Annotated in this window: 24 protein-coding genes and 1 pseudogene; 11 read left to right on the top strand and 14 right to left on the bottom strand. The window is 62.6% G+C overall.

Going from position 1 to position 25,630, the window contains the following annotated elements; translation table 11 throughout:
- Positions 1-44 precede the first annotated feature (44 nt).
- On the top strand, positions 45-482 hold the full coding sequence (locus ARUE_RS03695) for an STAS domain-containing protein (RefSeq protein ID WP_011773525.1): 438 nt from the start codon (positions 45-47) through the stop codon (positions 480-482).
- Complete coding sequence (locus ARUE_RS03690; protein ID WP_014920768.1) at positions 473-1,705, top strand: glycoside hydrolase family 26 protein; 1,233 nt, start codon at positions 473-475, stop codon at positions 1,703-1,705. The genes ARUE_RS03695 and ARUE_RS03690 overlap by 10 nt, the downstream gene beginning before the upstream one ends.
- 17 nt (positions 1,706-1,722) lie before the next feature.
- Here the strand turns inward: ARUE_RS03690 and yczE are convergent, their stop codons facing one another.
- A complete protein-coding gene (gene yczE, locus ARUE_RS03685; RefSeq protein ID WP_011773523.1) occupies positions 1,723-2,352 on the bottom strand; it encodes a membrane protein YczE in 630 nt (209 codons plus the stop codon).
- A gap of 60 nt (positions 2,353-2,412) precedes the next feature.
- Here yczE and yczR point away from each other — a divergent pair, with 60 nt between their 5' ends.
- Positions 2,413-3,876, top strand: a complete 1,464-nt coding sequence (gene yczR, locus ARUE_RS03680) for a MocR-like transcription factor YczR (RefSeq protein WP_014920767.1) — start codon at positions 2,413-2,415, stop codon at positions 3,874-3,876.
- Here yczR and ARUE_RS03675 read toward each other — a convergent pair.
- Positions 3,873-4,382, bottom strand: coding sequence for a DUF4188 domain-containing protein (locus ARUE_RS03675; RefSeq protein ID WP_014920766.1), 510 nt, complete (start codon positions 4,380-4,382; stop codon positions 3,873-3,875). The two genes, yczR and ARUE_RS03675, sit on opposite strands and share 4 nt — an antisense overlap.
- A gap of 87 nt (positions 4,383-4,469) precedes the next feature.
- Between ARUE_RS03675 and ARUE_RS03670 the strand changes: the two genes are divergently transcribed.
- The gene (locus tag ARUE_RS03670; RefSeq protein WP_043471016.1) at positions 4,470-5,045 is read left to right on the top strand and encodes a TetR-like C-terminal domain-containing protein; all 576 of its coding nucleotides are present in this window, start codon (positions 4,470-4,472) and stop codon (positions 5,043-5,045) included.
- Between the two features lie 23 nt (positions 5,046-5,068).
- Here ARUE_RS03670 and ARUE_RS03665 read toward each other — a convergent pair whose 3' ends face one another.
- Entirely contained in the window at positions 5,069-5,761 is a 693-nt protein-coding gene (locus ARUE_RS03665; RefSeq protein WP_014920764.1) for an SRPBCC family protein, read from the bottom strand.
- Positions 5,754-6,404: an ArsR/SmtB family transcription factor gene (locus ARUE_RS03660; RefSeq protein WP_011773519.1), complete on the bottom strand. Its 651-nt coding sequence runs from the start codon at positions 6,402-6,404 to the stop codon at positions 5,754-5,756. Before ARUE_RS03660 ends, ARUE_RS03665 begins: the two co-directional genes overlap by 8 nt.
- A gap of 151 nt (positions 6,405-6,555) precedes the next feature.
- Here ARUE_RS03660 and ARUE_RS03655 point away from each other — a divergent pair, with 151 nt between their 5' ends.
- Together ARUE_RS03655 and ARUE_RS03650 are read left to right on the top strand one after the other, a co-directional pair.
- The gene (locus ARUE_RS03655; RefSeq protein ID WP_014920763.1) at positions 6,556-7,485 is read left to right on the top strand and encodes a pseudouridine synthase; all 930 of its coding nucleotides are present in this window, start codon (positions 6,556-6,558) and stop codon (positions 7,483-7,485) included.
- Positions 7,486-7,561: 76 nt separating this feature from the next.
- A complete protein-coding gene (locus ARUE_RS03650; protein WP_014920762.1) occupies positions 7,562-8,221 on the top strand; it encodes a PH domain-containing protein in 660 nt (219 codons plus the stop codon).
- A 20-nt stretch (positions 8,222-8,241) separates the two neighbouring features.
- Here ARUE_RS03650 and ARUE_RS03645 read toward each other — a convergent pair whose 3' ends face one another.
- A complete protein-coding gene (locus ARUE_RS03645) occupies positions 8,242-8,793 on the bottom strand; it encodes an O-acetyl-ADP-ribose deacetylase (protein WP_014920761.1) in 552 nt (183 codons plus the stop codon).
- A 54-nt stretch (positions 8,794-8,847) separates the two neighbouring features.
- Between ARUE_RS03645 and ARUE_RS03640 the strand changes: the two genes are divergently transcribed.
- Entirely contained in the window at positions 8,848-9,492 is a 645-nt protein-coding gene (locus ARUE_RS03640; protein WP_011773515.1) for a DedA family protein, read from the top strand.
- A gap of 23 nt (positions 9,493-9,515) precedes the next feature.
- Here the strand turns inward: ARUE_RS03640 and ARUE_RS03635 are convergent, their stop codons facing one another.
- The 7 genes from ARUE_RS03635 to ARUE_RS03605 form a co-directional block, all read right to left on the bottom strand.
- Positions 9,516-9,821: a hypothetical protein gene (locus tag ARUE_RS03635; protein ID WP_011773514.1), complete on the bottom strand. Its 306-nt coding sequence runs from the start codon at positions 9,819-9,821 to the stop codon at positions 9,516-9,518.
- Positions 9,822-9,926: 105 nt separating this feature from the next.
- Positions 9,927-12,725, bottom strand: a complete 2,799-nt coding sequence (gene ppc, locus ARUE_RS03630) for a phosphoenolpyruvate carboxylase (RefSeq protein ID WP_014920759.1) — start codon at positions 12,723-12,725, stop codon at positions 9,927-9,929.
- Positions 12,726-12,953: 228 nt separating this feature from the next.
- Positions 12,954-14,069 carry a hypothetical protein gene (locus ARUE_RS03625; protein ID WP_014920758.1) on the bottom strand — a complete coding sequence of 372 codons (1,116 nt, stop codon included), beginning with the start codon at positions 14,067-14,069 and terminating at the stop codon, positions 12,954-12,956.
- Positions 14,066-15,361 (bottom strand): glycosyltransferase family 2 protein, encoded by a 1,296-nt coding sequence (locus ARUE_RS03620; protein WP_011773511.1) that lies wholly within the window; start codon positions 15,359-15,361, stop codon positions 14,066-14,068. Before ARUE_RS03620 ends, ARUE_RS03625 begins: the two co-directional genes overlap by 4 nt.
- Positions 15,358-16,269, bottom strand: a complete 912-nt coding sequence (locus tag ARUE_RS03615; protein WP_011773510.1) for an ATP-grasp domain-containing protein — start codon at positions 16,267-16,269, stop codon at positions 15,358-15,360. The genes ARUE_RS03620 and ARUE_RS03615 overlap by 4 nt, the downstream gene beginning before the upstream one ends.
- Entirely contained in the window at positions 16,269-17,183 is a 915-nt protein-coding gene (locus ARUE_RS03610; protein WP_286140253.1) for a PIG-L deacetylase family protein, read from the bottom strand. Before ARUE_RS03610 ends, ARUE_RS03615 begins: the two co-directional genes overlap by 1 nt.
- Positions 17,184-17,297: 114 nt before the next feature.
- A complete protein-coding gene (locus ARUE_RS03605; RefSeq protein WP_014920756.1) occupies positions 17,298-18,941 on the bottom strand; it encodes a sigma-70 family RNA polymerase sigma factor in 1,644 nt (547 codons plus the stop codon).
- A gap of 347 nt (positions 18,942-19,288) precedes the next feature.
- Between ARUE_RS03605 and ARUE_RS03600 the strand changes: the two genes are divergently transcribed.
- Entirely contained in the window at positions 19,289-19,912 is a 624-nt protein-coding gene (locus tag ARUE_RS03600; RefSeq protein ID WP_143711601.1) for a hypothetical protein, read from the top strand.
- A 260-nt stretch (positions 19,913-20,172) separates the two neighbouring features.
- Positions 20,173-21,000, top strand: coding sequence for a DUF1684 domain-containing protein (locus ARUE_RS03595; RefSeq protein ID WP_014920754.1), 828 nt, complete (start codon positions 20,173-20,175; stop codon positions 20,998-21,000).
- A gap of 26 nt (positions 21,001-21,026) precedes the next feature.
- Here the strand turns inward: ARUE_RS03595 and ARUE_RS03590 are convergent.
- Positions 21,027-22,333 (bottom strand): annotated as a pseudogene (locus ARUE_RS03590) (acyl-CoA dehydrogenase family protein).
- Positions 22,330-23,124 (bottom strand): SDR family NAD(P)-dependent oxidoreductase, encoded by a 795-nt coding sequence (locus ARUE_RS03585; protein ID WP_014920753.1) that lies wholly within the window; start codon positions 23,122-23,124, stop codon positions 22,330-22,332. Before ARUE_RS03585 ends, ARUE_RS03590 begins: the two are co-directional and overlap by 4 nt.
- 113 nt (positions 23,125-23,237) lie before the next feature.
- Here ARUE_RS03585 and ARUE_RS03580 point away from each other — a divergent pair, with 113 nt between their 5' ends.
- Together ARUE_RS03580 and ARUE_RS03575 are read left to right on the top strand one after the other, a co-directional pair.
- The gene (locus tag ARUE_RS03580) at positions 23,238-24,410 is read left to right on the top strand and encodes a glycoside hydrolase family 76 protein (RefSeq protein WP_014920752.1); all 1,173 of its coding nucleotides are present in this window, start codon (positions 23,238-23,240) and stop codon (positions 24,408-24,410) included.
- Positions 24,411-24,576: 166 nt separating this feature from the next.
- Positions 24,577-25,626, top strand: coding sequence for an iron ABC transporter substrate-binding protein (locus ARUE_RS03575; protein WP_014920751.1), 1,050 nt, complete (start codon positions 24,577-24,579; stop codon positions 25,624-25,626).
- Positions 25,627-25,630 lie beyond the last annotated feature (4 nt).

Here is a 25,630-nt window from a genome sequence, read left to right as displayed (position 1 = left end):
CCGTCAACAGACGCCGTTCCATCCCCCAGCAAGGAGCGACCCCCATGTCCACTCTTTCCCATGCCCCGAACACCATCTCAACCACCTTGAAATCGGTGGACCTGACCATTACCGGCACCTTGGACGCTGCGTCCGTTCTCGCTATTCGCCAAACGTCCGCCAAGGCCGCCACAGACGGTCCCGTTCTGGTCCTGCTCGATATCGCGGCGGTGACTTCCGTGGGAGCGTCCGGCGTCGTAGGGCTGCTTGAGGTGCTGCACCTGCTGCGCTCACGAGGCGGCGATCTGCGCCTCTTCGGGGACTCCAGCGCCCTGGCGGAAACCCGTCTCCAGGCCCATCTGGGTCACGTGGCCCGGATCTACGCAAACCGCCAGGAAGCGATCGACGGCGGCGCAGCACTCGTACGGCCGCGCGGGCTTGCGCCGCGGTTCAGTTGGCGCACCCTCTTCGGGCGCCGACGCCGCTCCCTCGGATGGGGCTGACCATGGCGCAGACTCCACCAGCTTTCATCGGGCATCCGAACCGAAAACGACGGCGGGCCAGCCTGCTCATCCCCTTGGTGGTGACGGCCTTGGCTGCCACGTGTTTGGGTTTTGCTTCCAAGGAGGTGGTGCCCGTGGTCCAGGCCTTGTCCCTTTGCCGGGCCGGAGATGCCTCCACCCTGATCCCCCGGGATGGCGTGCTCTTGGGCGTCAACCTGGATTGGGACTCGGAGACCTTGGCCGAACACCGAGCAAACCTCGGCCACGATCCCGCGGTGGTGGTGCAGTTCTCGGATATCCCCTACGACGACGAAACGTGGTCGCACACCACCAACGCCGTCACGCAAGTCCGGGAAACGGGCGGCGCGCTGCTCCTGACCCTCGAGCCCCACGGCGGTTTGGAGACCATGAGCGACGAAGTGATCGCCAAACTGGCCACCGACTTACGGGCCATCAACGATCAGGGGACCACCGTCGTCGTACGTTTTGCGCATGAGATGAATGGCTCCTGGTACTCGTGGGGCCAGCAGCCGATCCGCTACGTGGAGGTTTTCCGCAAGGTGGCGGCGGCGGTGCACTCGCAGGCTCCGGGGACGTCCATGATGTGGGCGCCAAACTATGGCGGCGGCTACCCGTTCACGGGTGGCCAGTTCGCGGCGCGACCAGGCACCCCGGACTTCGCTGCCCTGGATACCGATCACGACGGCACCCTCACCATGGCCGACGACACCTACGCGCCCTACTATCCGGGGGACGACGCCGTGGACTGGGTGGGGGTTTCCTTGTATCACTGGGGCAACCAGCGGCCATGGGGCAACAACGACGTTTCGGAACCGGGCAAATTCCTGGCCATGCTCACCGGCAGCTACAGCGGCACCGCGGGTGATGACAGTTCCGTCCCCGATTTTTACCAGGTGTACGGGGTGGACCACGGCAAGCCGGTGGGCATTCCGGAGACCGCGGCCATCTACACGCCCGCGCGGGGCGGGGCCTCCGAGCTGGACGTCAAGCAGGCCTGGTGGAGGCAAGTCTTCTCCGCCGAAACCCACCAGAAGTACCCGCAGCTGAAGATGATCAACTGGTTCGAGTGGAAGAAATACGAGATCGAGATTAACGACGACGTCGACTGGCGTAGCGCTGGATCGCCCGCTATCCGCGATGCGCTGGCCCAGGACCTTCCGGACTGGTTGCGGTACGGCGAGGACCTGGAGGCGTGCCGTTAGTGCTTGCGCGCTAAGCCCTACGCTGCAGGCGCGGCCTCCACGGCTTCCGTGGGGGCCGTTGCCTTTGCCCGCTCCGGAACCATGAACTTCGGCAGCAGCACTTGCACAATCGGGCCGATGGCCAGGGCGTACACCACGGTGCCCACGCCCACGGATCCGCCCAGCAGGAAACCCACAGCAAGGACAACTACTTCGATGCCCGTGCGGACCAGCCGCACGGACCAACCGGTGCGGCGGACCAGTCCGGTCATCAGGCCATCACGGGCGCCGGGCCCAAGGCGGGCACCGATGTAGCAAGCGGAGGCGATGCCGTTGAGGATCACAGCGCCGGCGAGCATGGCGATCTGTCCGCCAAGGTGTGAGAACTCCGGGATGAGCCATAGCCCCAGATCGGCGAAGAGCCCCACGAGGACCGCGTTGGCGATGGTTCCGATCCCTGGCATCTGCCGGAGCGGGATCCAGAGGAGGAGAACCAGGAAGCTGACCGCGATGACCACAACGCCAATGCTGAATCCGGTCTTTTCGGACACACCTTGGTGGAAAACGTCCCAAGGGTCCAAGCCGAGGCCGGCCCGGATGAACATGGCCAAGGAGATGCCGTACATTGCGAGGCCGATCAGGAGTTGTGTGATTCTTCGGGTCATCATGAATCCATGGTCGCTGAAAACTGGCCTTGTATTCCATAGCCAGTTTGTAATACTGGTCTTATGTCCGGCTCCCTGAATCCCACCGCACTCGTCCGCCTCCTCGGCTCCTGGAACTCCGGCGCCCTGCCCGCCTACCGCGAGCTGGCCGACGTCGTGCGTTTGCTGGTGATGGACGGGCGCATACCGCTGGACGTCGCACTGCCCAGCGAGCGGGCGCTCGCCCAGACACTCGGCCTCAGCCGCACCACGGTCACTGCCGCGTATGCGAGCCTGCGCGAACAGGGATTCCTGACGGCGGGCCAGGGCAGCCGCGGGCGGACGTGCATCCCCCACCGAACCGCGCCAGTGAGTGCGCCCGGACTTGCCGTTCCTGAGGGTCTCTTGGACCTGGCGTATGCGTCACTGCCGGCCGCCGGCGAGGTAGTGCATCGGGCCTTCGCCGACGCCCTGACCGAGTTACCTGCCCTCCTGCCCGGATTCGGGTACGAGGCCGTGGGAGTGCCGGCCCTCCGGGAAGCCATCGCAGACAAATACACGGCGGAAGGGGTGCCAACGACGCCCGGCCAAATCCTGGTCACCTCGGGTGCGCAGCATGCACTCAACATCGTGCTGCGCACGCTGGCTGGAAAGCAGGACCGGGTGATGGTGGAACACCCCAGCTACCCCAATGCCTTGGACGCCATCCGTGCTGCAGGGTGCAAGCCGCTGCCCGTAGCACTACCTCTCATACAGTCGAGTACGTCACCGGCGTGGGACATAGATGCCATGGTGGCGACCATGAATCATCAACGTCCCGCCATGGCCTACTTGGTGCCGGACTTCCACAACCCCACCGGGCGCATCATGTCCGATCTTCAACGCCGACGACTCACACGGGCAGCCACTGCTTCCGGGACCATACTGGTGGTGGATGAAACGCTGCGGGGGCTGAACCTCGACGGCGTCCGCACCGCGCCGATGTCGGCTTACAGTCCGGCGGTTGTTTCCATCGGCTCGCTCAGCAAGTCGCACTGGGCCGGGCTGAGGACCGGGTGGATCCGGGCAGACGAGGCCCTGATTGCCCGCTTTGTCTCTACCCGGACCGTCATGGATCTGGGTGGGCCCGTGGTGGAGCAACTGGCGGCGGCACGCCTGGTGCGGTCCTTCGCAGAGCCGCTTGATGCCCGGCTTGAGGAGCTTCGGAACAACCGGGAAACGCTGCTGGGGTTGCTTTCGGAGCACCTGCCGAAGTGGGACGTGGAGCGACCCCGCGGCGGACTCACAGTGTGGTGTCGCCTTCCCACGCCGTGCAGCACTGCCCTGACCGTGCTCGCGCCCGACTTCGGCGTACGCTTGGCGGCCGGACCTAGGTTTGGGGTGGGGGGCGCTTTCGAGCATTACCTACGCGTTCCCTACACCTTGCCGGCTGCACAGTTGGAGTTCGCCGTCGGTGCGCTCCGCGCCGCGCAGAACAAGTTGGACGCCTCACCCCACCTCCGCCGGACGCTCAAGTCCGCACGGCCACCCGCGGTCGCGGTTGCCTAGCCACCCAACCGACTGGGAGCCACTCGCCCCACCGAGCCCATCCGCTGCTTCGCCGTGTTGCTGCCTGGTCCCACAGGTACGTGCTGCGTCGCCTTGGCCAAACCAAACAGCGGCATGCCGTTGTACACCACTTCAATGCCCGACGCCGGCACCTGGTACGTCTCGTGCCACACGCCGATGTCGCCGCTCCCCGCAATCTCCTTCATGAATTTCCGCCACGGGCCCAGGTGCGGCGAATCCCTGTCCGCGGCAAATCGACGCAGATGCTCCGGACTCTCCCAGTAGCTGAGCAGAATGGTGGTACGCCCGAACCACTGTTCGCTGCCCAGGAGCCCGGCCTCAGGATGAGTAGCTAGGTGCTGCATCATGGTGGGCATGGCCGAGGCTACCTTCGCGACGCGGCCCATTTTCCACCATCTGTTGGCCCGCATTCCGATGAGGAAGACGGTCACTGTATCGCGCCCGATATCCGCGGTGAAGCGGCCGGGAAAAATCTCCTGTGCCATGTGATTCCTTCGGTTGAAGAACAGCTCGGTTCCGAATCCGGGTTCCGTAACGTTGTTATGAAACAATGTTATGAAACACTTGAAGGCATGGCAAGACCCATAATTCATGACCAGCACGTCCAGCAGAGACTCTTGGAGGTGACCGCTGAGCTCGTGGACCGCGATGGGCCCGCCCGCGTCACCCTTCGCGACGTAGCAGCAGCGGCGGGAACGTCCACCACTGCGATCTACTCGCTGTTCGGCGGGAAATCGCAACTGTTGACGGCCGCCGTCGACGACGGTTTCCGATCCTTTGGCGAGTCCCAACGGGACGCCTCCGCAGACGGGCTTCCCGGGCTCGGCCGGGCGTACCGCGTCTGGGCACTTGAGCATCCAGCCCTTTACCGCCTCATGTTCGGCGGCGCCCTGGCCGCCTTTGTTGATTGCAGTCCGACGCCGGAGGTCGCCTCCGACTCGATGCTCCCCTTGGTGGAGGCGGTAGTCGCCGCCCAGTCAACCGACGCCCTGCGCAAAGAAGACCCCACGGTGATAGCCATGGCCATCTGGGGGCAGGTCCACGGGCTCGTCAGCTTGGAGCTGGCGCAGATGAACGACCCCGCGACGGACTGGCCGGGGATCTACGAAGCCGCCTTGGAATCCGTGACACGGGCTTGGGCCCCTTAAAGGGGAAACTGGCGGAGAACCTCCTACGCGTACACCTTCTCCAAGAACGCGCCCCAAGCCTTGGCCGTGAGTTCCGAATCGCCCGAGCCACTGAACTCGTGTACCGTCATACCAACCGGAGCACCGAACACGTTGCGGCCGAAGAACCGGTACATGGTGTCCGCGGTTCGGAGGCCCAGGAAGTTCTCGTTGGAGAAGTCCACCTCGGCGCTAAGCCGTCCGACGCCGTCGATATCCACGTCCACGGAAGTACCGGCGGGCAGCCCGTCCACACCCAACGCTTGCTTCAGCTGCACGAAACCGTCAGGCGTCTGTGATGAAGGGGGCGCCTGAATATCCGTGAACACCACCGGCTTCCCGTCGAAGTGCTGCAGGTATTGGCCAAGGGTGTGGAGGTAGAACTCTGTGTGCTTGCTGGCACCGTCGTACTGCTCATCCCAGTTGTCGGCGAAGATCCCGCTGTGGACGTAGTGCAGCTTGGCACGGCCACCTTCAAGGGGCTCAAGGACGTGCTCCAGCTGGTTGAACCATCCGTCCGGACCATCCATCCGGGACACCAGGTGGCTGGGGTACTCCTCAGTGGTCTTGACGTCCGGCCACTGATCCGTGGGGAACATCCAAGCCGGCGTGTCCTTGGTTACCGCCTGCCACACACGCTCCGGGGTGCCGGGCAGTTCGGTGTCCGCCACGATTTCGAATTTACGGTTGTCAGTCATTGCTGTGGTCCTTTTCTGCTGATTTCTCCGAGGAGGCATGTTCGATTGGAGGGGTCTTAAGGGCAGGGTGAAGCACGACGACGAGCCGGTGCTTGCGTGCGCCGCCCGCCACCGCGGTAGCACCGCCGTCGTGGTACTTATCCACGAGCTTCGTCACCGCTACGCCGAGCTCTTCCGCGAACGCCGCGCGTTCCGCGGCAGAGCGGAAGGTGATCTCGCCGTCGATCGCGAAGCTGGCCAGCTTTTTGTTGGCCACGGCGGCGCCGGCGATGAGCTTGCCCATCTCCTGCACCGTGCGGGAGGCGAGCGATAGGAGCCAGAAAGCGGAGAACCGGTCCGAGAAGCGCCGGGGATCCGGGGCCACGGAGGCCAGTGCCACCGGTGAGATGAGGTACGAGGCCGCCGTCGCACGAAGTACTCGCTCGGTGACGTTGCCCTTGCGGCGTTCCTCCACCAACTCCACCAGGCCGTGGCGCTCCAGGGATTTTAGGTGATAGTTGACCTTCTGCCGGGGCAGTCCAACCTTCGCCGCCAGTTGCGTGGCGGACGCCGGCTCGGAGAGCTCCTGGAGGATGCGGGTGCGGATCGGGTCCAATGAAGCTTCCGCCGCGGCCGGGTCCTCGATGACTTCGATGTCCAACATGCTTCAAGTATTGTCACCGACAACTTTTCTTGTCAAGAACTTTTTTATCGTCGGATCAACCCCCCGTTGCGAGGCCTACTCTGCATGCTCTGAGCGCGATTTGGGGTGCAGAGCGGGCCCCGCACCGCAGCCCCGGTAGAATTGTTCGGTGATGCAATCCCCCCTCCCCGTGCGCGACGGCGTGAACGCGACCCGCCTGCGCCTGCCGGACGAGGGACCGTGGACCACAGCGATGGACTACATGATGCACCGCTGGGGACACATCGACCCCCAGGGCATCGAGGACCGATTCGACGCCGGCGAGATCGTGGGCGAAGGCGGTGTACCGCTGGACCGCAGCACCAAACTCGAGGACCATACCTTCATCTGGTATTACCGCACGCTCCCCCCGGAGACGCGGCTGCCCGTCGAAATCAACATTCTCCATCAGGACGAGCACATCCTGGTGGTCGATAAACCGCATTTCCTCCCCACCACACCCGGCGGCACCTACATCCAGGAATCCGCCCTGGTCCGGTTGCGAAACCTGCTCAACCTCCCTGACCTCATCCCCATGCACCGCCTGGACCGCATGACCGCTGGCCTGTTGCTGCTCTCCACCAACCCGGAGACGCGCGGCAAGTATCAGGTGCTTTTCGAGAAGCGCCAGGTCCAGAAGGAATACGAGTGCGTGTCCGCCGCGACGCCCGCCGCAGGCTTTCCCGCCGTCGAGTTCCCCGCAGTGGTCCGCAACCGCATGACCAAGTCGCGCAGCTACTTGCTGGCCGAAGTCATCGACGGCGAACCGAACGCGGAAACGCGCATTGAACAAACAAAAACGTTCGACGCCGGCACTCACCAACGCGCACTGTACCGTTTGGAGCCGCACACCGGAAAGACGCACCAACTCCGGGTGCACATGGCCTCCCTCGGGCTGGGAATCGTCAACGACGCCTTCTACCCGGACCTGTTGGACAAGGCTCCGGACGACTACACGAAACCCCTGCAGTTACTGGCCCGCGGCATCACGTTCGTGGACCCCATCAGCAAGCAGCCGGTGGCATATCGCAGCCAGTTGGAGCTCAGCGAAGCCCACGCCTGACGTAGGGCAGGAGCCCGTTCCTTCCGCTACTCCGCAGGACTACCATGGGTTTGCTGGGCAGAACGCGGGAGTTCCGATGGAACAATTCACTGAAATACCGGGCGACAGGGCCGTTTCGGTCCTCGCCTACTCTGCAGCCGCCGTGGGCGTGGCGGGCGTCCTGACACTCGGGGCCATGTACGCCGTGGAAGTCCCCAGGGGCGGCCCCTTCGTCTTTGGTGCAATCAACGACGCCACCGGAGCCGTGTTCAACGTGCTGGTCATCCCCGTGATCATGCAGGTCCACAAACGGCTCCCCAAAGCACCGTGGACTGAGCCGCTGAAATGGGTAACAGTGGCAGCTTGCGCGGCCGGGGCCACGAGCTCGGCATTGCTTGTACTTAAGGTCCTGGACTTTGAGCCATCAACTGCAGTTTCCGTGGCGGCCATCGTGATCCAAGGGGTCTGGTTCCTCATGGCCAACAACAAGCTTCTCCACGTTGAGGACTACCCGAAAGTGCTCGCGAAGCTCGGCCGGTTCATCGGCGGAGCACTTTTGATCGGGCTTCCCGTTGCCGGCCTCGGTTTCCTCCTTCCCGGGCCCGAGTGGCTCCGTTACGCGGTGATGGGAGTGGGTTTCATTGCCGGGGCGTCGTCGTGGGCAGCGTGGCCGTACTGGTACTTCAAAGCAGGTAGGTTCCTTGGGCACAAGCGGGCGGCTGAGGCGCCACAGGGTGCCAGCCCGGAACCGGCGTGACGCCTGCGCTCCGCAACACCTCAGGCCCCCGGTGAGGAATCCAACGCAGCCCGGAAGACCGTGGTCGTCTCTTCCGAAAACAGCACGAACTCCACCAACTCAAGCCCACGTTCTGAAGCGGCACTCACGGAGGACGACGACGAAAACGACCCCACGGCGTCGAACGCTACTTCCGCCACCTGACGGGAGTCCCAACCGTAAATTCCGGCGCTGATCGCAGGGAAGGCGAGGGATCGGGCACCAAGCCCGGCCGCCACCTTCAGGCTTTCCCGGAAGCACGAGGCAAGCAGCGCCGGATCGGTTTGACCCGCATGCCGGTTGGGACCCACGGTGTGGATCACCCAGTGCGCGGGGAGCCGGAAGGCAGGGGTCGCGACGGCGGCGCCCACCGGAAGTCCCTCCGGCAGTTCCGTCCGACGCAACTCGCGGCAGGCCTCAAGCAGTTCCGATCCAGCCGCCCTGTGGATGGCACCGTCCACTCCCCCTCCACCGAGCAAGGACGAGTTGGCGGCGTTGACAATCACGTCCACGGAACGCGTGGTGATGTCGCCGTGCAGAATGTCGATTCGCATGCGGTCAGTCTCGCGCCGGAGCGGCGGGCGCGGCAAGTGCGGTACCTTGTGCCCATGGACTTCATCACCCCCGAAACGTGGGGATCCGCGATTTACCTGTGGATCGTCCCTATCGTGCTGGGTGATGCCATCTTCCCGCCCATTCCCTCCGAGATGGTGGTGATCACCGGCGGGGCACTTGCAGCCGACGGCCATGCAAATTTCTGGCTCGTCCTGTTCTTGGCTGCGTTCGCATCCTGGCTGGGCGACATGGCCGTGTTTATGCTGTTCAAACGCCGTATTAGCCACGTTTTGGACCGGTGGTCCTGGGGCCGCCGCATCCATCGCGGAATCCACGAGGCCATTGCCAAAGCCGGCCGCTCCTCAACGTACGGCGCCATCATCGGCGCCCGCTTCATTCCGGGAGGCAGGCTCGCCACCTCATCCGCGGCAGGCATCGCCAATGTTTCGGCACGCGGGTTCAGCCTGTGTGCCGGCCTGGGCGCTGTGCTGTGGGCCGTATGGCAAGTGGGCCTGGGCTATTTCACGGGCTCCACCACCAAGCTTCCCTTCTGGGCCAGTTCCCTGATCGGTGTGGGGCTCGGCTTGGTCATCGGCGTGGTGGTGGGGCTGATCGTCACGCGCCGCCGCGGAAGCCGGTCACCCGTGGACGAACCTTACGACGCCGACAAGCCCGACGACGTTCCGCAGCCCGAGTAGCGCCGGCGTCATGGAGCGGCGTTTTAGACCGGCGACCAACGGCCACGGCTGCGGCGCAACACGTAAAGGCTGCCGGTCACCGCCACGCGCTCGACGGCGTCACGCATCATGGCTGCCGACGTCCGGGCTTCGTCGTTCTCGCCTGAGTAGTCGCGGTCGCCTACCGTGAAGCGGAGGCTGATCTGCGGGACGCCGCCCACGATGTCGAGCTGGTTCGATTCGACGTGGTGGCGGGTTTCCAGCGCTTCCACCGCTGCGGCCATCACCGATTCGGGTGCGTTGCCCGGTTTGAGGCCAGTGATTTTCAACTTGGTCTGGAACGACGGCATCCCACTACCCTAACGCTCTCTCACATCCCACGCCCTTGGACGGATCCCTCTCTCACCGGGTGAGAGAGGGATCCGGGGAAACCCGAGGGATGTGAGAGAGGGTTGCTAGCCGGTATTGCGCAGGCCGGCGGCTACGCCGTTGACGGTGATGAGCATGGCCCGCTGGAGGCGCTCGTCGATCTCGCCCCCGGACAGCTGCTCCTCGCGCACGCGGCGAAGGAGCTCCACTTGCAGATAGCTGATCGGATCCAGGTATTGGTCGCGGATTTCGAGTGAACGCTTCAGCGTAGGCTGGGCGTCCAGCAACTCCATCTCACCCGTCAGCCGTTCGATCTCGGCAACGGTGAGCTCGTACTCGTCACGAATCATGTGGAACAAGCGGTGCAGTTCCTCGGGGACCAGGGACGAAACGTAATGACCGGCAATTTCCATGTCCGTCTTGGCCAAGGTCATTTCCACGTTGGAGATGACTGACCGGAAGAAGTGCCAGCGGTCCATCATCTCCAGCAACTGATCCGTGTCGCCGGCTTCCCGCGCAGCCTTCAAACCGGAGCCCACTCCGAACCAGCCGGGAACGATCTGGCGTGACTGAGTCCAGCCGAAAACCCACGGAATGGCCCGCAGGCCACCAAGTCCCGCACCGGAATCCGGACGCTTGGAGGGCCGCGAACCGATATTCAATGAACCCAGCTGCTCCACAGGTGTGGACGCCAGGAAGTACGCCGGAAGCTGGGGATCGTCAATCAGCGTGCGGTAGCGGGCGAACGCTGCATCCGAGATGGTTTCCATGACATTGGCGTAGCGCTCACGTTCATCATCCGATGTACGCGGAGTGCGGTGCAGCGCCGAACCCTGCATCACGGCGGCCAGGGAGAGCTCCAGGTTTTCGCGGGCCAGCTCGGGGAGGGAGTACTTGTCCGAGATGACCTCACCCTGCTCCGTGAACTTGATCTCGCCTTCCAGAACGCCGTTCGGTTGAGCCATGATGGCATCGTAGGTGGGTCCGCCACCGCGGCCAACGGATCCACCGCGGCCGTGGAAGAGACGAACGCGGACGCCGTGCTTGGCCGCCACATCGCGCAACTTGCGCTGGGTCTTGTGGATCTCCCACTGGCTGGTCATCACGCCGGATTCCTTATTGGAATCGGAGTAACCCAGCATGACCTCCTGGATGTCTCCGCGGAGGCGGACAAGTTCCCGGTAGGACGGATCGGACAGCAACTGGTCCACAATCTCAGCCGAGGCCCGGAGTTCCTCCACCGTTTCCAATAGCGGAGCGAACCCGATCTTGGCATGGGGCTTGCCGCTGAAGAGGTCGATCAGACCGGCCTCGCGGGCAAGGACTGCTGCGGCCAGGACATCATCGGCGCCGCGGGTCATGGAAATGATGTAGGTTTCCACGACGTCCGGGCCATAGGTGTGCAGGGCCTGGCGGATACTCCGGAAGACGTCATATGTGCCGTCCGCAGTGCCTTCAAGCTTGATCGGGTGGCCGGAGAGCGGGCGGCGGGAAGCCAGCTCGGCCCCCAGGAAGGTGAAGCGTTCCTCACGCGTCAATTCGCCGTAAGGCTTTTCGGTGCCGAGCCTGTCCACGAGTTGCCCTACGGCATCGTGGTGGTAATCGGCGTGTTCACGGATGTCCAAGGTTGCCAGGTGCAGACCAAAGGCAGCGATTGCCCGGCGGACGCGGGCCAGGGCGCCGTCTGCCACCAGTCCAGCGGAATGGTTCCGCAACGAGGCTTCAAGCAGTCCAAACTCCGCCAGCAACTCAGGAGTGGTTGCGTAGTCGCGGCCCGGCTCGTGATAAGTCGAAGCTGAAATGCGGCGACCGGTGTTAATGAGCTTGGCCTTGATGCAGGTCAGCTTGAGCCTGTAGGGCTCCTGCGCGTTCAGTTCAAGGATGCGTTTGTCCAGTCCGGGGAGGTTCTTGAGGTCCGCGGTGATCGAATCCAGCAGCTCTTGGTCGGCCCCAAAAAGAGCCGTTGAGTTGGAAAGTACCGAGATGAGTTCGTCGATGAGGGCAATGCTGATGCGGACAGCATTCTGGTTCTGCAACTGCAGGATTTCCTTGGTGACAGCAGCAGTAACGTTCGGGTTGCCGTCGCGGTCGCCACCGATCCACGAACCAAACTTCAGCGGTGCGGCGGCGGCAGGGAGTGTGACACCATGCTCGGCCAGAAGTTCCGAAAGGTCCGTCAGCATTTCCGGCATGGCGTCCGTCAGAATGCTGTTCAGGTAGTAGATGGCATTCCGGGCCTCATCCACAGGAGTGGGGCGTACTTGGCGGAGCTCGTCGGTCTGCCACATTTGGTCGATGATTTCAGCGAGTTGCCGGTCCTGACGGCGCCGCGCGGAGGTCCCGTCAGCTGTGGGCTCAGCAAGGACGTCCGAAAGTTTGCGGACCTTGTCCAACACAGAACGACGTGAAGCCTCGGTGGGGTGCGCCGTGAAAATGGGGCGGACGTCGAGTCCGTTGATCACATCCTGCAGAACCTGGGGTCCCGCCTGGCCGGCTATCTCTGAGACCGCCTTCGCCAGCCAACCGTCTTTTTCCTGGCGGGTGCGCAGTCCACGGACGCGATGTACTTGCTCCGCCGCGTTGCTGAGGTGGAAGTAAAACGCAAAGGCACGAACCAGGTCAGTCGCCTGGTCCAGCGGCAGGGAGGCGAGCAACTCGCGAACCTGGGCAACGACGTCGTGCGCGCTCCATGGGCCGGTGGCATCCGCGCCGCCCCGTGCGGCTTCCTTGGACTCCTTGGTCAGCAAGCGAACTTGCTCCACGAGTTGGAGCAATTCCGGACCGTGTTGTCGTACCAGGGACTCGCCGAGAAGTGTGGAAACCCGGCGTACGTCGGCACGCAGTTCGGCAGCGAGATCGGTGTCTTGATGGGCAGTGTGAACCATTGATACTTACCTTTGGGATCTGGTGTGGCCCGTACACTGCGCTGGATACTGTGAGCCGGATTACTAATGTTTCCTACGGGATCTTACCCGCACAGAACTCAACAAAAGAATGCGTCTCAGATTTTGGCGTCACCGTCCGGGCGGGAATGACCTTGAAGGACAACCTTTCCGCCCAACAGCCCCATGCGGTCAGCGTACGCCCGCTAAAAGCCGACGCCTACCCCTTCATTACCTGGCCCAGGCCTCTTTGAGGACGTCCCAGTGCTGGCCTTCCATGAGACTCGCCGGTGTTACGGACACTGACGTCGCCCCGCCGAGGACAGCATCCCGCAGTGCGGTGGCTAATTCCCCGGCTGATATCCGGCCATCATTGCCCCAGAGCCCCACGGACAATGAAATGCGCGAGCCTGCCCTGCGGTTCATTGCTTCCGCCAATTCCTTGGTTTGCGGCGAACTCTCACTGTTCAGTCCCACATATTCCCAAACATGAAGCCGATGCGCCTGCTTAAGCAGGAGATCGTAGTCATGTCCGCTGTCCGCCCGGTCCAGTGAGGGTGATTCACGCGGTGCGCGCACGTCCATATCGAGTTTGACGCCATAAGGTTCGACGGCGGTCCGCACCTTCAGGACGATGTCCGCCATAGCCTCACTGCGCCAGCCGCTGATACTCGCGTCCGACGCATCGATCGAACCATCGTTCTTCCTCGGCCAATCCTTGGCTCCCGTGGTGGCTTTGAAGTCGATGAGATCCTCTTCACCGAAAGTGAAGTCATCGAACATCAGCTCCGTCAGATTGACCGCCGTGGGCCGGTATCTACCGGCGATCACCGCCGCAAGGGAGGCCAACCGGGAGCCGGCTTTTCCATGCCGCAAGGACGACACACTGGCAAAGGTTGAGGACGCTGCTCCGGACGTGTCCCGCCCGGCAAGTGCCGGTTCCGCGGTGAGCGCGCGGTCCAGCAGAGCATCTATGGTGAGGACAACATCGCGTTTCCTTCCATCCTCCGCGAACTCCAACGCCGAAATTGACTCGGCCACGTAGTCCCGACCGGTCCGAGCAACCTCACTGGATTCCGTCTCGGTTTGGCCCTGCAAAGGGAAAGCCGTCCAGTCCGTGCGTCCTACTGCGAGCGATACCGCTGTTGCATCAACCGAGTCCAAGCGCTCGGCGAGTCCGGTCAAGTACAAGGGATCGCTGTTGACCACATCTTCGAAACCCAGATTGACCATGCGGTCCGCGGGACGATTCTTCGGTTCCACCGCGCAGGCGGACGTCAGAAGGAGCGACATCACAAAGGCAATGGCCAACGTTAGGGACGCTGCAGTACCCGGGACGCCCTTCACGCGTGCGCTTCCTGCCGTTGTGACACATCAGTGGAGGTCACAGAATGCGTGGCAGTCACAGACTTGATGCCTGTCCGCTGCAACTTGTTCCAACGGGCCGGACTGCCACGGATTTCTTTCACGATTGCGCTGGCCAGGGCCAAGCCCACAAACACCGAGTAAAAGGGCCACAGTGGCAGCGTCCACAGGAATCGCAGATCCCGCCATGAGCGGTTCAGGCCAACGGAGAAGACGATCAGCGCCAATGACACAAAGACCCCGAGCCAGCCGAGGATTGCGAGGACTTCAGCTGGGACGGGTCCCATGCCTGCCACGTACAGGAACGGTAGTAGAGCCAGGACGACGAGTTGCAGAATAGGGATCAACACCATGGTGATGGCGTTGAAAACCAGGAACGCTCCGAACATTCCGTAGCGGCGGCTCCCGAGCATTCCGCTGTGCAACCTCAGCGTCTGGAGCAGCCCTCGCGACCAGCGGACCCGCTGACGCCACAAGCCACCCATGGTGGAGGGAGACTCGGCGTACACGAGTGCTTTGGGCTGGAATCGAACCCGGTATCCGGCTTTGTAGACCCGCCATGTCAGCTCAAGGTCTTCCCCGAGCGTGTCCTCGTGGAACCCTCCCAGCTCCCGGACCAAATCGCTGCGAAAGGCGCCAATGTTTCCGGAAACGATGGGCAGGCAATTCATGAGGGATAGAGCCCTACGGACCAATCCCGTACCCACGTGGCTCAGGATCGCAAGCATCATGGTCTGCAGGCGATCGAGGTTGACCGGCCGGTCATCGCCGCACACTGCGCCCACTTTCGGATCGTCAAAACCCTCCAGCATGTGTATCAACGTGTCTGGAGCAAAGACTCCATCGGCGTCCACAAACATCAGAATGTCCCCGAGGGCTGCTGCAATCCCACAATTCAAAGCGGCGCCCTTGCCCGCGTTGGCCTGCGAAAGGAACCGCACCCGGTCATACTGCTGCGCCAAGCCTTCCATGATGGAGGCGGTCTCATCCGTGGAACCGTCATCCACCAGAATGACTTCCAGGCGCAAGTACCGGCTGGCCAAAATGGACTCAACACAGCCGGTGATCACCACGGCCTCGTTGTAGCCCGGGACAATCACCGACACCAAAGGCCTATCGCTCAACACGGAATACCGATGCCGGGCACAGATGGAGCGGTAAAGCCAGTCGAAATACAACGCCATGGGAACATAGACGATTTTGGCCATGCCAAAACCGAGAATCACCAAACCGCCAACGTACACCACCACCAACGCCACGCTCGGGAACGTCACACAAGCCGTCCCGGAACATAGCGGCGGAGTGCGTGGTCCAGAAGCTCCGGTGCATGGGCACTGTTCGCTCCAAACCTTGCGTTGACCTCCAGCACCACGGGCTTTCCGTCCGGCATGCGACGGACATCCACGTCAATGGGGCCCGTCAATCCGAGGGCTGCCGTCGCTGCCCGGGCCACGTGGGCTACGTCGGCGGCCATGGACAACTCCACTTTCCTGACGGAGACGGCGTTGCCTACGCGCCCTTCCTTGAGCTCGGTTTTCTCCAGCACCACCACAAGACCGTCGTCCCCGGTTGCAAGCTCACCGCGGAAGACCACCGGCGCGTACTCTGTTCCGGGCGCGAAGCGTTGCACGATCCAAGAGTCATCCAGGGAAGCCCAAATCCGTGCAGCGTTTCGTCCCCCGTCAGCGGTTCGTTCCAGAATTTGGACCCCGCGTCCACCCCTGGAAACCCTCGGCTTTACCACCAGCGCCCCGCCAAAGCGGGCCATGGCCTCACTAACCGAAGCGAAATCTCCGGGCAGCCCAAAACCAGGCACGGCGACGCCTGCAGTATCCAGGCAACGCATGGTGAGGTATTTGTCATTGGCAATACGCACTGGAGCCGGATCAGCAATAAGGACTTCGACGCCCGGGGCGAAGTCTTCCCGTGCCTCAGCTACGAGAACAAGCTCATCGCTGACGGTGGGCACCAGGAGTTCGATGCCGTGATTGGCCACAAGCCCGCGCAACTCCCACAGGTAGCCGGCAGAACTTGCGGGGGACACCAACGACACAATGTCCGCTGCTGACGCCGGAACCTCCTGCATATCGACACCCAGAACCCAGTGGCCCAAGCCCCTTAACTGCCGGGCGAGTGAAAGCCCGGCCGGTCCCCCAACCCCGGTTACAAGAATCCGCGCCATCAGAATTCCCCTACGGCTGAACCGAGTAACCGAACGGGCTCGAAACCCTCGGCGTAGGAAGTCTTCACCTGTTCACCCCGGAAAGCCGCGAGACTGCGGACCTTTTCGGCGCTCATGTACGGCTTCCCCTTCTGGTTCCTGTGCATGGCGACAGCCCGAATTTTGACGTCCAGATATCCTGCGATGTCCACGAAGACAGTGGGATCAAACTGGCGCGTGGACGAGGGACTCTCAAAGCACAGGATGGAGGAGTGGCGCCGGGCCGCCCGCATGGTGGCACTATGAACCGCCTGGTGGTCCTGGTGGTAATCGTTACGGGAATGGGTTATGACCACATCAGGCCGGAATTCCTCAATGAAGGCCTCGATCGCGGTGACCATTTCCTGTCCATGCTCGGACAAATAGGTGTCCTGGAAGTTGTGGATCTGGACAGCGGATGCTCCCATGAAGTCCGAACCCGCAGTAGCTTCTGTCACCCGTACAGCACTGTTTCCGCCTTTGCTGCCTGCGCTCATCACCATGGTCCGGACTTCGTGGCCGGCGTCCGACAGTTTTGCGAGGGTAGCCCCGCAGGCCAGCTCCAGATCATCAGGGTGTGCACCAATAGCGAGCACCTTCCGAGGCTGAGTGGCCACACCGTGGCGAATGCGGAACGTGGGGGCCACGAGGCACGCGCCGATCATGCCTACCCCGGCGAGCAGTACCAAAACCCTAAGCCAGGAATGATCCTTTGGATCAGCTGCGAAGCCCACTGAGGCCATCAGCAGGACGCCGCCCAAAGCTGCCAATGTACCCCGCAGGCGATGCGGCCACCTGTACCTGCGGACGAACCAGTTTCGACCAGTCGGGAGCACTGTCCAGACCAGAACCAGGAGCCCCGGCAAACCAGCAACGGCAAACAACGTTGCGTTCATAATTCCTTCAAGATGGAGTTGAGATGTGTGCGGCTTCCGGATTTCCCAGGCACCGCCGTTGACTAAGTGGGCGGGGCAGCAGGATCGTGACGCAGACCCTGCCACGAATTGGGCTCAGTACCGGTACGCGAAGTCGCCTTGGACAAGACCTTTCCCACTCAAGGAATAGTTGAAGACGCCGCCGTCCCTGGAGCGTACGGATTCCGCGGTCACATGAAAGTGGAGGCTGCCTCGCTGCACCGATTCCGTGAGGCACATGACGACGGACTGCCCCTCCATGGAACACTCCCACCCGTCGGGCGCACGCAGTGAGCTCTCCACAATGCGCGCATGCCTTCCTACCGAAAACACAACCTTGCCGCTGCCCAAGGGGCCGGTGCCGGAGGCATTGAAGTCGATTTCCATGGCGGTACCGCTGGAGCTACTTCTCTCACGGATCTCCCGCACGGTGCCCGAGACCTTTGCCGGGACGGCCGCTGACGAACCGGTAGGAGCGGCCGGCGCGGGGGGCTTTGCTGGCGGCGAAACGGGGGCAGGAGTCGTAGCTATCGGCTGAGGCAACGCCTTCGGCGGCGACGGCAAGGACTCTGCCGGGGCCGGCACGGGAAGAGGCTCAACCGGCTCCGGGGCCGGCACGGGAAGAGGCTCAACCGGCTCCGGGGACGGCGCGGGAAGAGGCTCAACGGGGGGCGGCACGGGTGCGGCAGGCAGCGGCTGAGTCTGTGCCGACGGTGCTGGGTCCGGAGCCTCGGTCTGACTTGGCGACGGGGAGGCCAGCCTTAAGTCGCTTTCGATTCGCGCTGCGGATGTCTCAACTGTCTGCTGTTCCGCAAATATCTCCGGAGCCAGTCCCTCAGCTAATCCCCCCGCCCCCAGCATCAGGCCAACCCCTGCCGCTGCAAAGAGAGCCATAACGGCTGGCTGCGCCAAAGCAGGGACTGCGAGGGCCACTTTGGCCGGGACCATCCCGCTAAGGAAACCGAGCGCAGCGCCTTTACCCGCCCACATAGCCAAGGGGATTCCCGTCACCAGCGGCAGCAGTACCGCCCGCATGCTTCCCTGAACGTCTTCGAGTTCCGTAAGCGCGGCCGTACATGTGGAACAGCTATCCAGGTGATTGCGAACCATGCGTTCAGTAGCGCTGGGTAGCCCACCCCTGAGGAAGCTGCCAAGCTTGGACGCGAATTCGGCGCACCTGCCCGTCTGGTTCGCGAGATGACTTTGGAGGTATTGGCGTCGTAGGCCCTCACGCGCACGGACAGCGAGTGCAGAAACGGCGTTGGGGGTCACCCCAAGAATCGGTGCCACGGCTGCGGGTTTCATGCGTTCGACGTCCATGTACCAGAGAACAGCCTGCCACCGTTCCGGCAAGGCGCGGAACGCCTTGGCCACTGTGCGTGACTCGAAAGCGCTGATGACGGCGTCTGATTCGACCAGTGCTTCGTCCAAAACAGGATCATCACCGCTGAGCAGGATTTTGTTTGATTTTCGATTGCGTTGATGGGATAGCCGGGTGACTATGGACAGCAGGTACGCCCTGAAGAAGGCACGCGGTCCCTTTCCCCCTACGATGCTTTGCAGAACGGATTGAAAAGCCTCAGCCACAACATCCTCGGCGTCGCTCGGATTGTCGACATTCCGTTTGGCAATGGAGGACGCAATGGACAGGTGACGTTTATAGAGTCCGTCGAAGGCAGATATGTCTCCGCCTCTCACCAGCTCAATGAGGTGTTGATCGCTGTCAACTTCACCCTCCATGTTTACGTTGCGGCCCGTATGTGCCCCGTGCGCCATTTATGGCATCCCGAAACTGTGAGTAATCCTGCCCATATTTATGGAGTGAGGGCAGACAGCAAGTCGTGACGCGGTTTATACAATGTGTTGAACCAAGACGCCAAAAGACTTCTTTGACAGGCGATCCCGGAGCATCTTCGTCACGAAACAACGCTGCTATGCACTGTTCGGATATGACATCGTTCCGGAGAAAATCACTCGCAGATTGCACGTTCTCGCGGCACCCTTTGCTGCGAAAATGGCAGGACACCAGCTATCAGGCAGGTTGGCGGTTTCGTGCGGATTGGTTCCTGCCGGAAGTTGGGACTGTGGTGGCTTCCCTCGCGAAGAGCGCGGTGATCCCAGGGCCCACAGCCAAGTCGCTTGGCGCTGCCCGTGCCAGGAATGGTGTCGGCATCACTGAGACCATGGCTGACTTCCGTGCTCTCTTCGCTGCCGCAGGGAAGAATGTGGACGTCGAAGCTCTGCAGTCCCTGGCAGAAGGGTGGGCGGAAGCCATGGAAACGGCGCCCCCGGTTTCGTGTACGGATGTCTACACGGGGTTGGCTACCCAGGCCCATTTCCGGCGTCGTCTCCACGAGATCTCAACATTTGGATCCGAACGGCCCGGGACGGTGGTTCTGGCCATCATCTCGATGGCCGGCCCCCGCAACAGTTTGAACCACTCCTGGACGCTGCTGGCACGTATCGGAGAAGCCGTCAATGGCCAGCTGGATGGAACCGGAGCAATGGCTATGTACCAAAACTCGGCCATCCATGTCCTTTTCCCCCTCAGCGAGAGCAACATATCCCGGGTCATCGAGTGCAAGATCGCTGTGGAAGCCCTGGGTGATGGCGCCCTCAGCCCCGCTCGCACCAAGTTCTATCCGCTTCCGTCGGCGGCGCCTGCCACCACCACAACGGCGCCACGGGATTCTTCCTGCGAAAGGCAATAGGCAAAGCTGCGCGACAGCGTCACGAACCGCACAGCGCGAACACTCACTACCAACCGGCATTCGCTGGCAAGGCACCCAGCGCCTGCCTGCTCGTGCCGTCCGTCAAACCCGGCTCGCGCTGGCATGTGTTGAAGGGCCAGCGCGAGCCGTACCACTGAACACCCCGTGAGGTTTCCGGGATTCGGGGAATTACGGCGTCCAGCGCATAGTTGAGCCAAGTGCAACACCGAGATCTGACGTGAACACAGCCGAGGAGAACCATGAGCTCGCCCACCACCACAATCGATCCCCAACTCGCCCGTTGGGAACGGTTCCGTGCCGGTCGAAATGCGGCCCTGGCCACCGAGCACGGCTGGTTGACGCTCACGTCCTTCCAGTGGCTTGAGGCTCAACCGTCCAAGGTTGAACTTGTTCCGGGCCTCTGGTCCACTGATGGCACCACGGCTTTCCTCACGGCGAGCGCCGCGGACGGGCTCACCTTGGTGGAGACAGGACAGGTTGTTGAGGGGACCATTACGGCGACACTGCAGGACGAAGAGTCGCTGATGTGGGTGCAGTTTGGAGGCGACGACGGCAAGCAAGTTGTGGTGGAACTTGCCATGCGTGCGGACAAGTACGCGGTTCGCACCCGCGACAACAGCTCCCCCGTGTTGACTGGGTTCGAGGGTGTCCCCACCTATGCGTACAGCCCTGCTTGGGTTATCGAGGGCCGGTTCGAACCTTACGCTGAGCCCATGGACGTACCCATCGGCACGGCCAACCCCTTGGTGGACGGTGTCCACAGGTCCGTGGGCGAGGTGGTGTTCCGGGCACCGGGCGTTCCCCACGAAATCCGGCTGCACGCGGAAGAGGAGAAGCTGGGCGCGCTTAACGTCACTTTCCACGATGAGACCAACGGTGACACCACGGATGAATGGCGGAAGGTGTTCATCCCCAGGCCTCGCCCCGACGGGTCCGTGGTGATCGATTTCAACCGTGCCATCAACTACCCCAGTGCCTTCACTCCCTATGGCACCTGCCCCATGCCTGTTCGGGGCAATTCAGTCGACGTGCGGGTGGAGGCCGGAGAGAAACTTCCGCAGGGCTAGCACCCGGACCGTACAGCCAGGGCGGTCTAGGTGATGGCTGAAACCCCCGTTACGGCGCGGCCAACGATCAGCGAGTTGATTTCGTAGGAGCCTTCGTACGTATAGATGGCCTCGGCGTCGGCGAAGATTTTAGCGATGCGGTAATCGGTGACGATTCCGTTCCCGCCCAGGATTGACCGGCCCAACGCCACAGTTTCCCGCATCCTTGCGCTGCAGTAGGCCTTGGCGAGCGCCACCTGTGCCATGTCGGCGCCTCCGTGACGGACCCCCTGGGCGTCCGTGAAAATGTCCTCCTGCAGTTGCGCTATCCGAACCATCATCCCCATGCTGGCCACCGCGTTTCCGAGCATGTCCACCAGGTGTTGCTGGATGAGCTGGAATTTGGCCAGTGGCTTGCCGAACTGCATGCGCTCGACGGCGTACTGCCGGGCGACGTCGAAGGCTGCCAGTTGTTGACCCACTGCCTGCCAGGCGACCATGATGCGTGATCCACGGAGTAGGTGGTTGGTGTCGGCGAAACTGCTGATGCCGGCGAAGCGATCTGCCTCAGCTACCTCGACGTCAGCAAAGACGATGTCGGCGTTCTGCACCGTCCGCAGGGCTATCTTGTTCTCGATGCGGCTGCGGGTGATGCCCGGCAGGGATGCGTCAACGATGAAGGCACGCACTGCGCCGTCTTTTTCGTCCTTGGCCCACACCAACATGTAGTCGCAGAACGTCCCGTTTCCAATCCAGCGTTTGGCACCGTTGATCACCCAGTAATCGCCGCCGTCGGAATCTGCCCGCTCAACACGGCGGCAGTGGTCTCCATCCCGCCGGCGACGTCCGATCCGTGGTTGGGTTCTGTGAGCGCGAAGGCTCCGGTGGTGCGGAGATTGGAGGCGTCGTCGAGGTAGCGGTCCTGTTGGACGTCGCTGCCGAAGTCGTAGAGGGACTCCACGAAGAGATCGTGGTGGACCATGAAGAACGTTGCGATGGAAGTATCAACGCGTGTCATCTCTGCGATCACCAGTCCGGCAAACAGGTGTGTATACCCACGCTGTGCCGGCGCACTGAGCCGGAGGGCAGCAAGCTTGGGGAGAATGTGTTCCGGGAACTCTGCCTTCTCCCACCATTGCCCGGCGTGCGGGGCGATCTCGGAGGCAAGGAATGCCCGGAGTTCGTTGAGTTTCCGCTGTTCCTGAACGCTGAGCAGCGATTCGAAGTCGAAGAAGTCAGCCGTAGGAAGGTCAGCCACGGACGGCGGAACGGACCCAACGGACCCAGCCGGAACGGGCCCGGACGGAACGGAACCAGAGGGAAATCCCGGAGAGCCGCTGTAGTCGCCCATCATTTGAGCCCCATACGGATGGCGCCATCGAGTCGGATGGTTTCCCCGTTGAGCATGGCGTTTTCCACGATGTGGGCCGCCAGGTTTGCATATTCCGCGGCGCGGCCAAGGCGTGCTGGATGCGGGACCTGCTGGCCAAGGGAGTCCTGGGCTGACTGGGGAAGTCCGGCCATCATGGGCGTTTCAAAGATGCCGGGTGCAATGGTGGCCACCCGGATCAGTGAACGGGCAAACTCCCGCGCCAAGGGGAGTGTCATGGCCGCCACCGCACCTTTGGATGCGGCGTAGGCAGGCTGGCCGATCTGGCCTTCGAAGGCAGCCACGGACGCGGTGTTGATGATGACGCCGCGTTCGGGCCCGCCCAGTTCCGTTGAGACAGGCTCGGTTTCCGCCATGGCTGCTGCGGCCAAGCGGATGACGTTGAAGGTGCCCACGAGGTTGATCTGTATGACCTTGTTGAAGGTCTCCAGCGGCAGTACGCCTTCGCGGCCCAGAACTTTCCCGGGGGTCGCGATTCCGGCGCAATTGACCACGATGCGCAGTGGCCCCAAAGCCATGGCGGCGTGGACGGCGGCCTGGACCTGGGACTCGTTGGTGACGTCCGCGGGAGCAAAGACCGCGCGTGCCTCACCGGAACCTGCCGCATTCAGCTCGGCGGCATAGGCGTCCCCGGCAGATTGTGGCAGATCCACCAGCACCACCGAGGCCCCGGCGTCGAACAAGCGCTTGGCGGTAGCCGCCCCCAGCCCTGATGCCCCGCCGGTAACCAGCGCGACTGTGCCCTTGATGTCCATTCATCCTCCTTGATGCAGACCCAAATCCGTTAATGCATGTTAACTGGAATTGTGGTCCAGCGCACACTACCGGCTTCGATAGGCCAATTCCCCGACCCCGCTAGGCTAATGACATGTCCAGCCAGATCGAGCCGACCGGGAAGCCGGCCCCCTCCACAGACGCCACCGAATGGGCGTCGCGCGCCAATCAGGCGGCCCGCTCAGTGACCCGAAGCTTCGGTAGGCGACTGCTCTTCCTGCCAGGTACCCACATCGGCGCGGTGAGTCTGCCCAGCAACACCCTCAAGAGCATCTCCGGCCCTTGGCACTATTGGTGGCAAGCGCACTACGTCGATTGCCTGGTGGACGCCGGCCGCCGTGAACTCGCGAGCAAAACAAAGTTCGACGGCGCCTCCCGCCCTAGCGCCGGCCGGCTCGCTTCACGGCTGGTCACCACTATCCGGTTGCGGAATCTGCTGCGTTTCGTGAACGACTACTACGACGATATGGCGTGGCTGGCCCTCGCCACGCTGCGCTTGGAGAAGCTGGCGGAGGAGACCAAGAAGCCTGGTCGCCGGCGCAACGCGTACGTCCAAAAGAGCCTGACGCTGCAGTTCGATTCGGCCTCTACCGACCACCTTGGTGGCGGCACCTTTTGGAGCACCAAGCGCGACTTCAAGAACACACCCGCTACTGCCCCCGTGGCCCTCTATTATGCGCGGACAGGCCACCAAGAGCGCGCGCAATCACTGGTGACCTGGCTCAACAACAAACTCCTCCACCCGGAACGCGGCGTGTACTTGGATGGTTTGCGAATCAGCAACGGCAAAACAGAGCTGGATGCGGCCATCTACACCTACAACCAGGGCCCGGTCCTGGGTGCGCTGCTGGAACTGGGCGGTGAGGACAATCTGCGCAGAGCCGCCCTGCTTGTGGACGCCGTGGAACGCGAACTGACGCTTCCCGGCACGCAGGTGGTCCGCGGTGACGGCACAGGAGATGGCGGCCTCTTTACCGGCATCCTGCTCCGCTACCTCGCGCTGGCTGCCAGGGACGCCAGACTCCCGGCGACAACGCGAGAGACGGCCACGTCCTTGGTGCGCAGCACGGCCGATGCCTTGTGGACCGGCCGCCGCGAGAACCAGAACCAGGCCACGTCCCGCCGCGGAACTCCTGCCATCGTCTTCTCATTCGACCCCCAGCGACCGGCGAGCGAAACGTATCCGGTGGGGGCCGCCGTCGAGCTTTCCACGCAGCTTCAAGCCTGGATGGCACTGGAAGCCGCCGCGAGCATTCCAAGCAATTAAGACACGCAATACTTCTAGTGATCCTCGTCACTTATTGCCGTTTCATCTTCAAACAAAGGTATGCCTAACCTACGCTTTCCTCAGCGGGCTCCCCAACCTACCCGCCAGCACGGACCCAAGCCACAGTTCTTGGACTGCCGTGCTTGTATCCAGAAAGTAGCCCCCCATGAAGCTCCCCAAAAACGCTCTGGCCGGAATCGCGCTCCTCGCCACTGCCACTCTTGGCCTTTCCGCCTGCGGTTCCAACACCACCACTGCACCGGGTTCCTCCGAATCCGCGGCTGCCGGCGATGGCATCACGGTCTACAACGCTCAGCACGAGAGCCTGACCAAGGAATGGATCGACGCCTTCACCAAGGAGACCGGCATCAAGGTCACCCTGCGCCAGGGCTCGGACACCGAGATGTCCAACCAGATTGTGCAGGAAGGCGCTGCTTCACCGGCAGACGTCTTCCTCACCGAGAACTCCCCTGCAATGGCGCAGGTGGAGAATGCGGGCCTGTTCGCCGACGTCGACAAAGCCACCGTCGACCAGGTTCCGGCCGAGTTCCGCCCGTCCACCGGCAAATGGACTGGTATTGCCGCGCGCTCCACCGTCCTGGTGTACGACAAGAACAAGATCAGCGATGACCAGCTGCCCAAGTCCATGCTGGATCTGGCAAAGCCCGAGTGGAAGGGAAAGTGGGCCGCTTCCCCCTCCGGCGCCGACTTCCAAGCGATCGTCTCGGCCCTGCTTGAGCTCAAGGGTGAGGCCGCAACCGAAGAATGGCTCAAGGGCATGAAGGAAAACTTCAAGGCTTACAAGGGCAACAGCACCGCCATGAAAGCCGTCAACGCCGGCGAAGTGGACGCAGCACTGATCTACCACTACTACTACTATGGCGATCAGGCCAAGACCGGCGAGAACTCCAAGAACGTCACACCGTACTACTTCAAGAACCAGGACCCGGGCGCGTTCGTGTCCGTATCCGGTGGCGGCGTCCTCAAGTCGTCCAAGAAGGCAGCCGACGCCCAGGCGTTCCTGAAGTTCATCACGGGCAAGGCCGGCCAGGAGATCCTCAAGACCGGAACCTCCTTTGAGTACGCCATCGCCTCAGAGGTTGATGCCAATGAAAAGCTTGTTCCCATCAAGGACCTGCAGGCACCCACGGTGGATCCCGCCAAGCTGAACTCCACCAAGGTCACCGATCTGATGACCAAGGCAGGACTCCTGTAATTCT

The sequence above is a fragment of the Arthrobacter sp. Rue61a genome, from assembly GCF_000294695.2.
Lineage (GTDB): Bacteria > Actinomycetota > Actinomycetes > Actinomycetales > Micrococcaceae > Arthrobacter > Arthrobacter aurescens_A.
This window is presented reverse-complemented; position numbering and strand designations above follow the sequence as displayed.

Coding starts and splice junctions, on each gene's coding strand:
- ARUE_RS03675 (WP_014920766.1), bottom strand. CDS start 4,382: ATGGCACAGGAGATTTTTCCCGGCCGCTTCACCGCGGATATCGGGCGC.
- ARUE_RS03690 (WP_014920768.1), top strand. CDS start 473: ATGGGGCTGACCATGGCGCAGACTCCACCAGCTTTCATCGGGCATCCG.
- ARUE_RS03695 (WP_011773525.1), top strand. CDS start 45: ATGTCCACTCTTTCCCATGCCCCGAACACCATCTCAACCACCTTGAAA.
- ARUE_RS03585 (WP_014920753.1), bottom strand. CDS start 23,124: ATGGACATCAAGGGCACAGTCGCGCTGGTTACCGGCGGGGCATCAGGG.
- ARUE_RS03645 (WP_014920761.1), bottom strand. CDS start 8,793: ATGCGAATCGACATTCTGCACGGCGACATCACCACGCGTTCCGTGGAC.
- ARUE_RS03670 (WP_043471016.1), top strand. CDS start 4,470: ATGGCAAGACCCATAATTCATGACCAGCACGTCCAGCAGAGACTCTTG.
- ARUE_RS03665 (WP_014920764.1), bottom strand. CDS start 5,761: ATGACTGACAACCGTAAATTCGAAATCGTGGCGGACACCGAACTGCCC.
- ARUE_RS03595 (WP_014920754.1), top strand. CDS start 20,173: ATGAGCTCGCCCACCACCACAATCGATCCCCAACTCGCCCGTTGGGAA.
- ARUE_RS03655 (WP_014920763.1), top strand. CDS start 6,556: ATGCAATCCCCCCTCCCCGTGCGCGACGGCGTGAACGCGACCCGCCTG.
- yczR (WP_014920767.1), top strand. CDS start 2,413: ATGTCCGGCTCCCTGAATCCCACCGCACTCGTCCGCCTCCTCGGCTCC.
- ARUE_RS03640 (WP_011773515.1), top strand. CDS start 8,848: ATGGACTTCATCACCCCCGAAACGTGGGGATCCGCGATTTACCTGTGG.
- ARUE_RS03580 (WP_014920752.1), top strand. CDS start 23,238: ATGTCCAGCCAGATCGAGCCGACCGGGAAGCCGGCCCCCTCCACAGAC.
- ARUE_RS03610 (WP_286140253.1), bottom strand. CDS start 17,183: ATGAACGCAACGTTGTTTGCCGTTGCTGGTTTGCCGGGGCTCCTGGTT.
- ARUE_RS03635 (WP_011773514.1), bottom strand. CDS start 9,821: ATGCCGTCGTTCCAGACCAAGTTGAAAATCACTGGCCTCAAACCGGGC.
- ARUE_RS03605 (WP_014920756.1), bottom strand. CDS start 18,941: ATGGAGGGTGAAGTTGACAGCGATCAACACCTCATTGAGCTGGTGAGA.
- ARUE_RS03660 (WP_011773519.1), bottom strand. CDS start 6,404: ATGTTGGACATCGAAGTCATCGAGGACCCGGCCGCGGCGGAAGCTTCA.
- ARUE_RS03650 (WP_014920762.1), top strand. CDS start 7,562: ATGGAACAATTCACTGAAATACCGGGCGACAGGGCCGTTTCGGTCCTC.
- ARUE_RS03615 (WP_011773510.1), bottom strand. CDS start 16,269: ATGGCGCGGATTCTTGTAACCGGGGTTGGGGGACCGGCCGGGCTTTCA.
- ARUE_RS03575 (WP_014920751.1), top strand. CDS start 24,577: ATGAAGCTCCCCAAAAACGCTCTGGCCGGAATCGCGCTCCTCGCCACT.
- yczE (WP_011773523.1), bottom strand. CDS start 2,352: ATGATGACCCGAAGAATCACACAACTCCTGATCGGCCTCGCAATGTAC.
- ppc (WP_014920759.1), bottom strand. CDS start 12,725: ATGGTTCACACTGCCCATCAAGACACCGATCTCGCTGCCGAACTGCGT.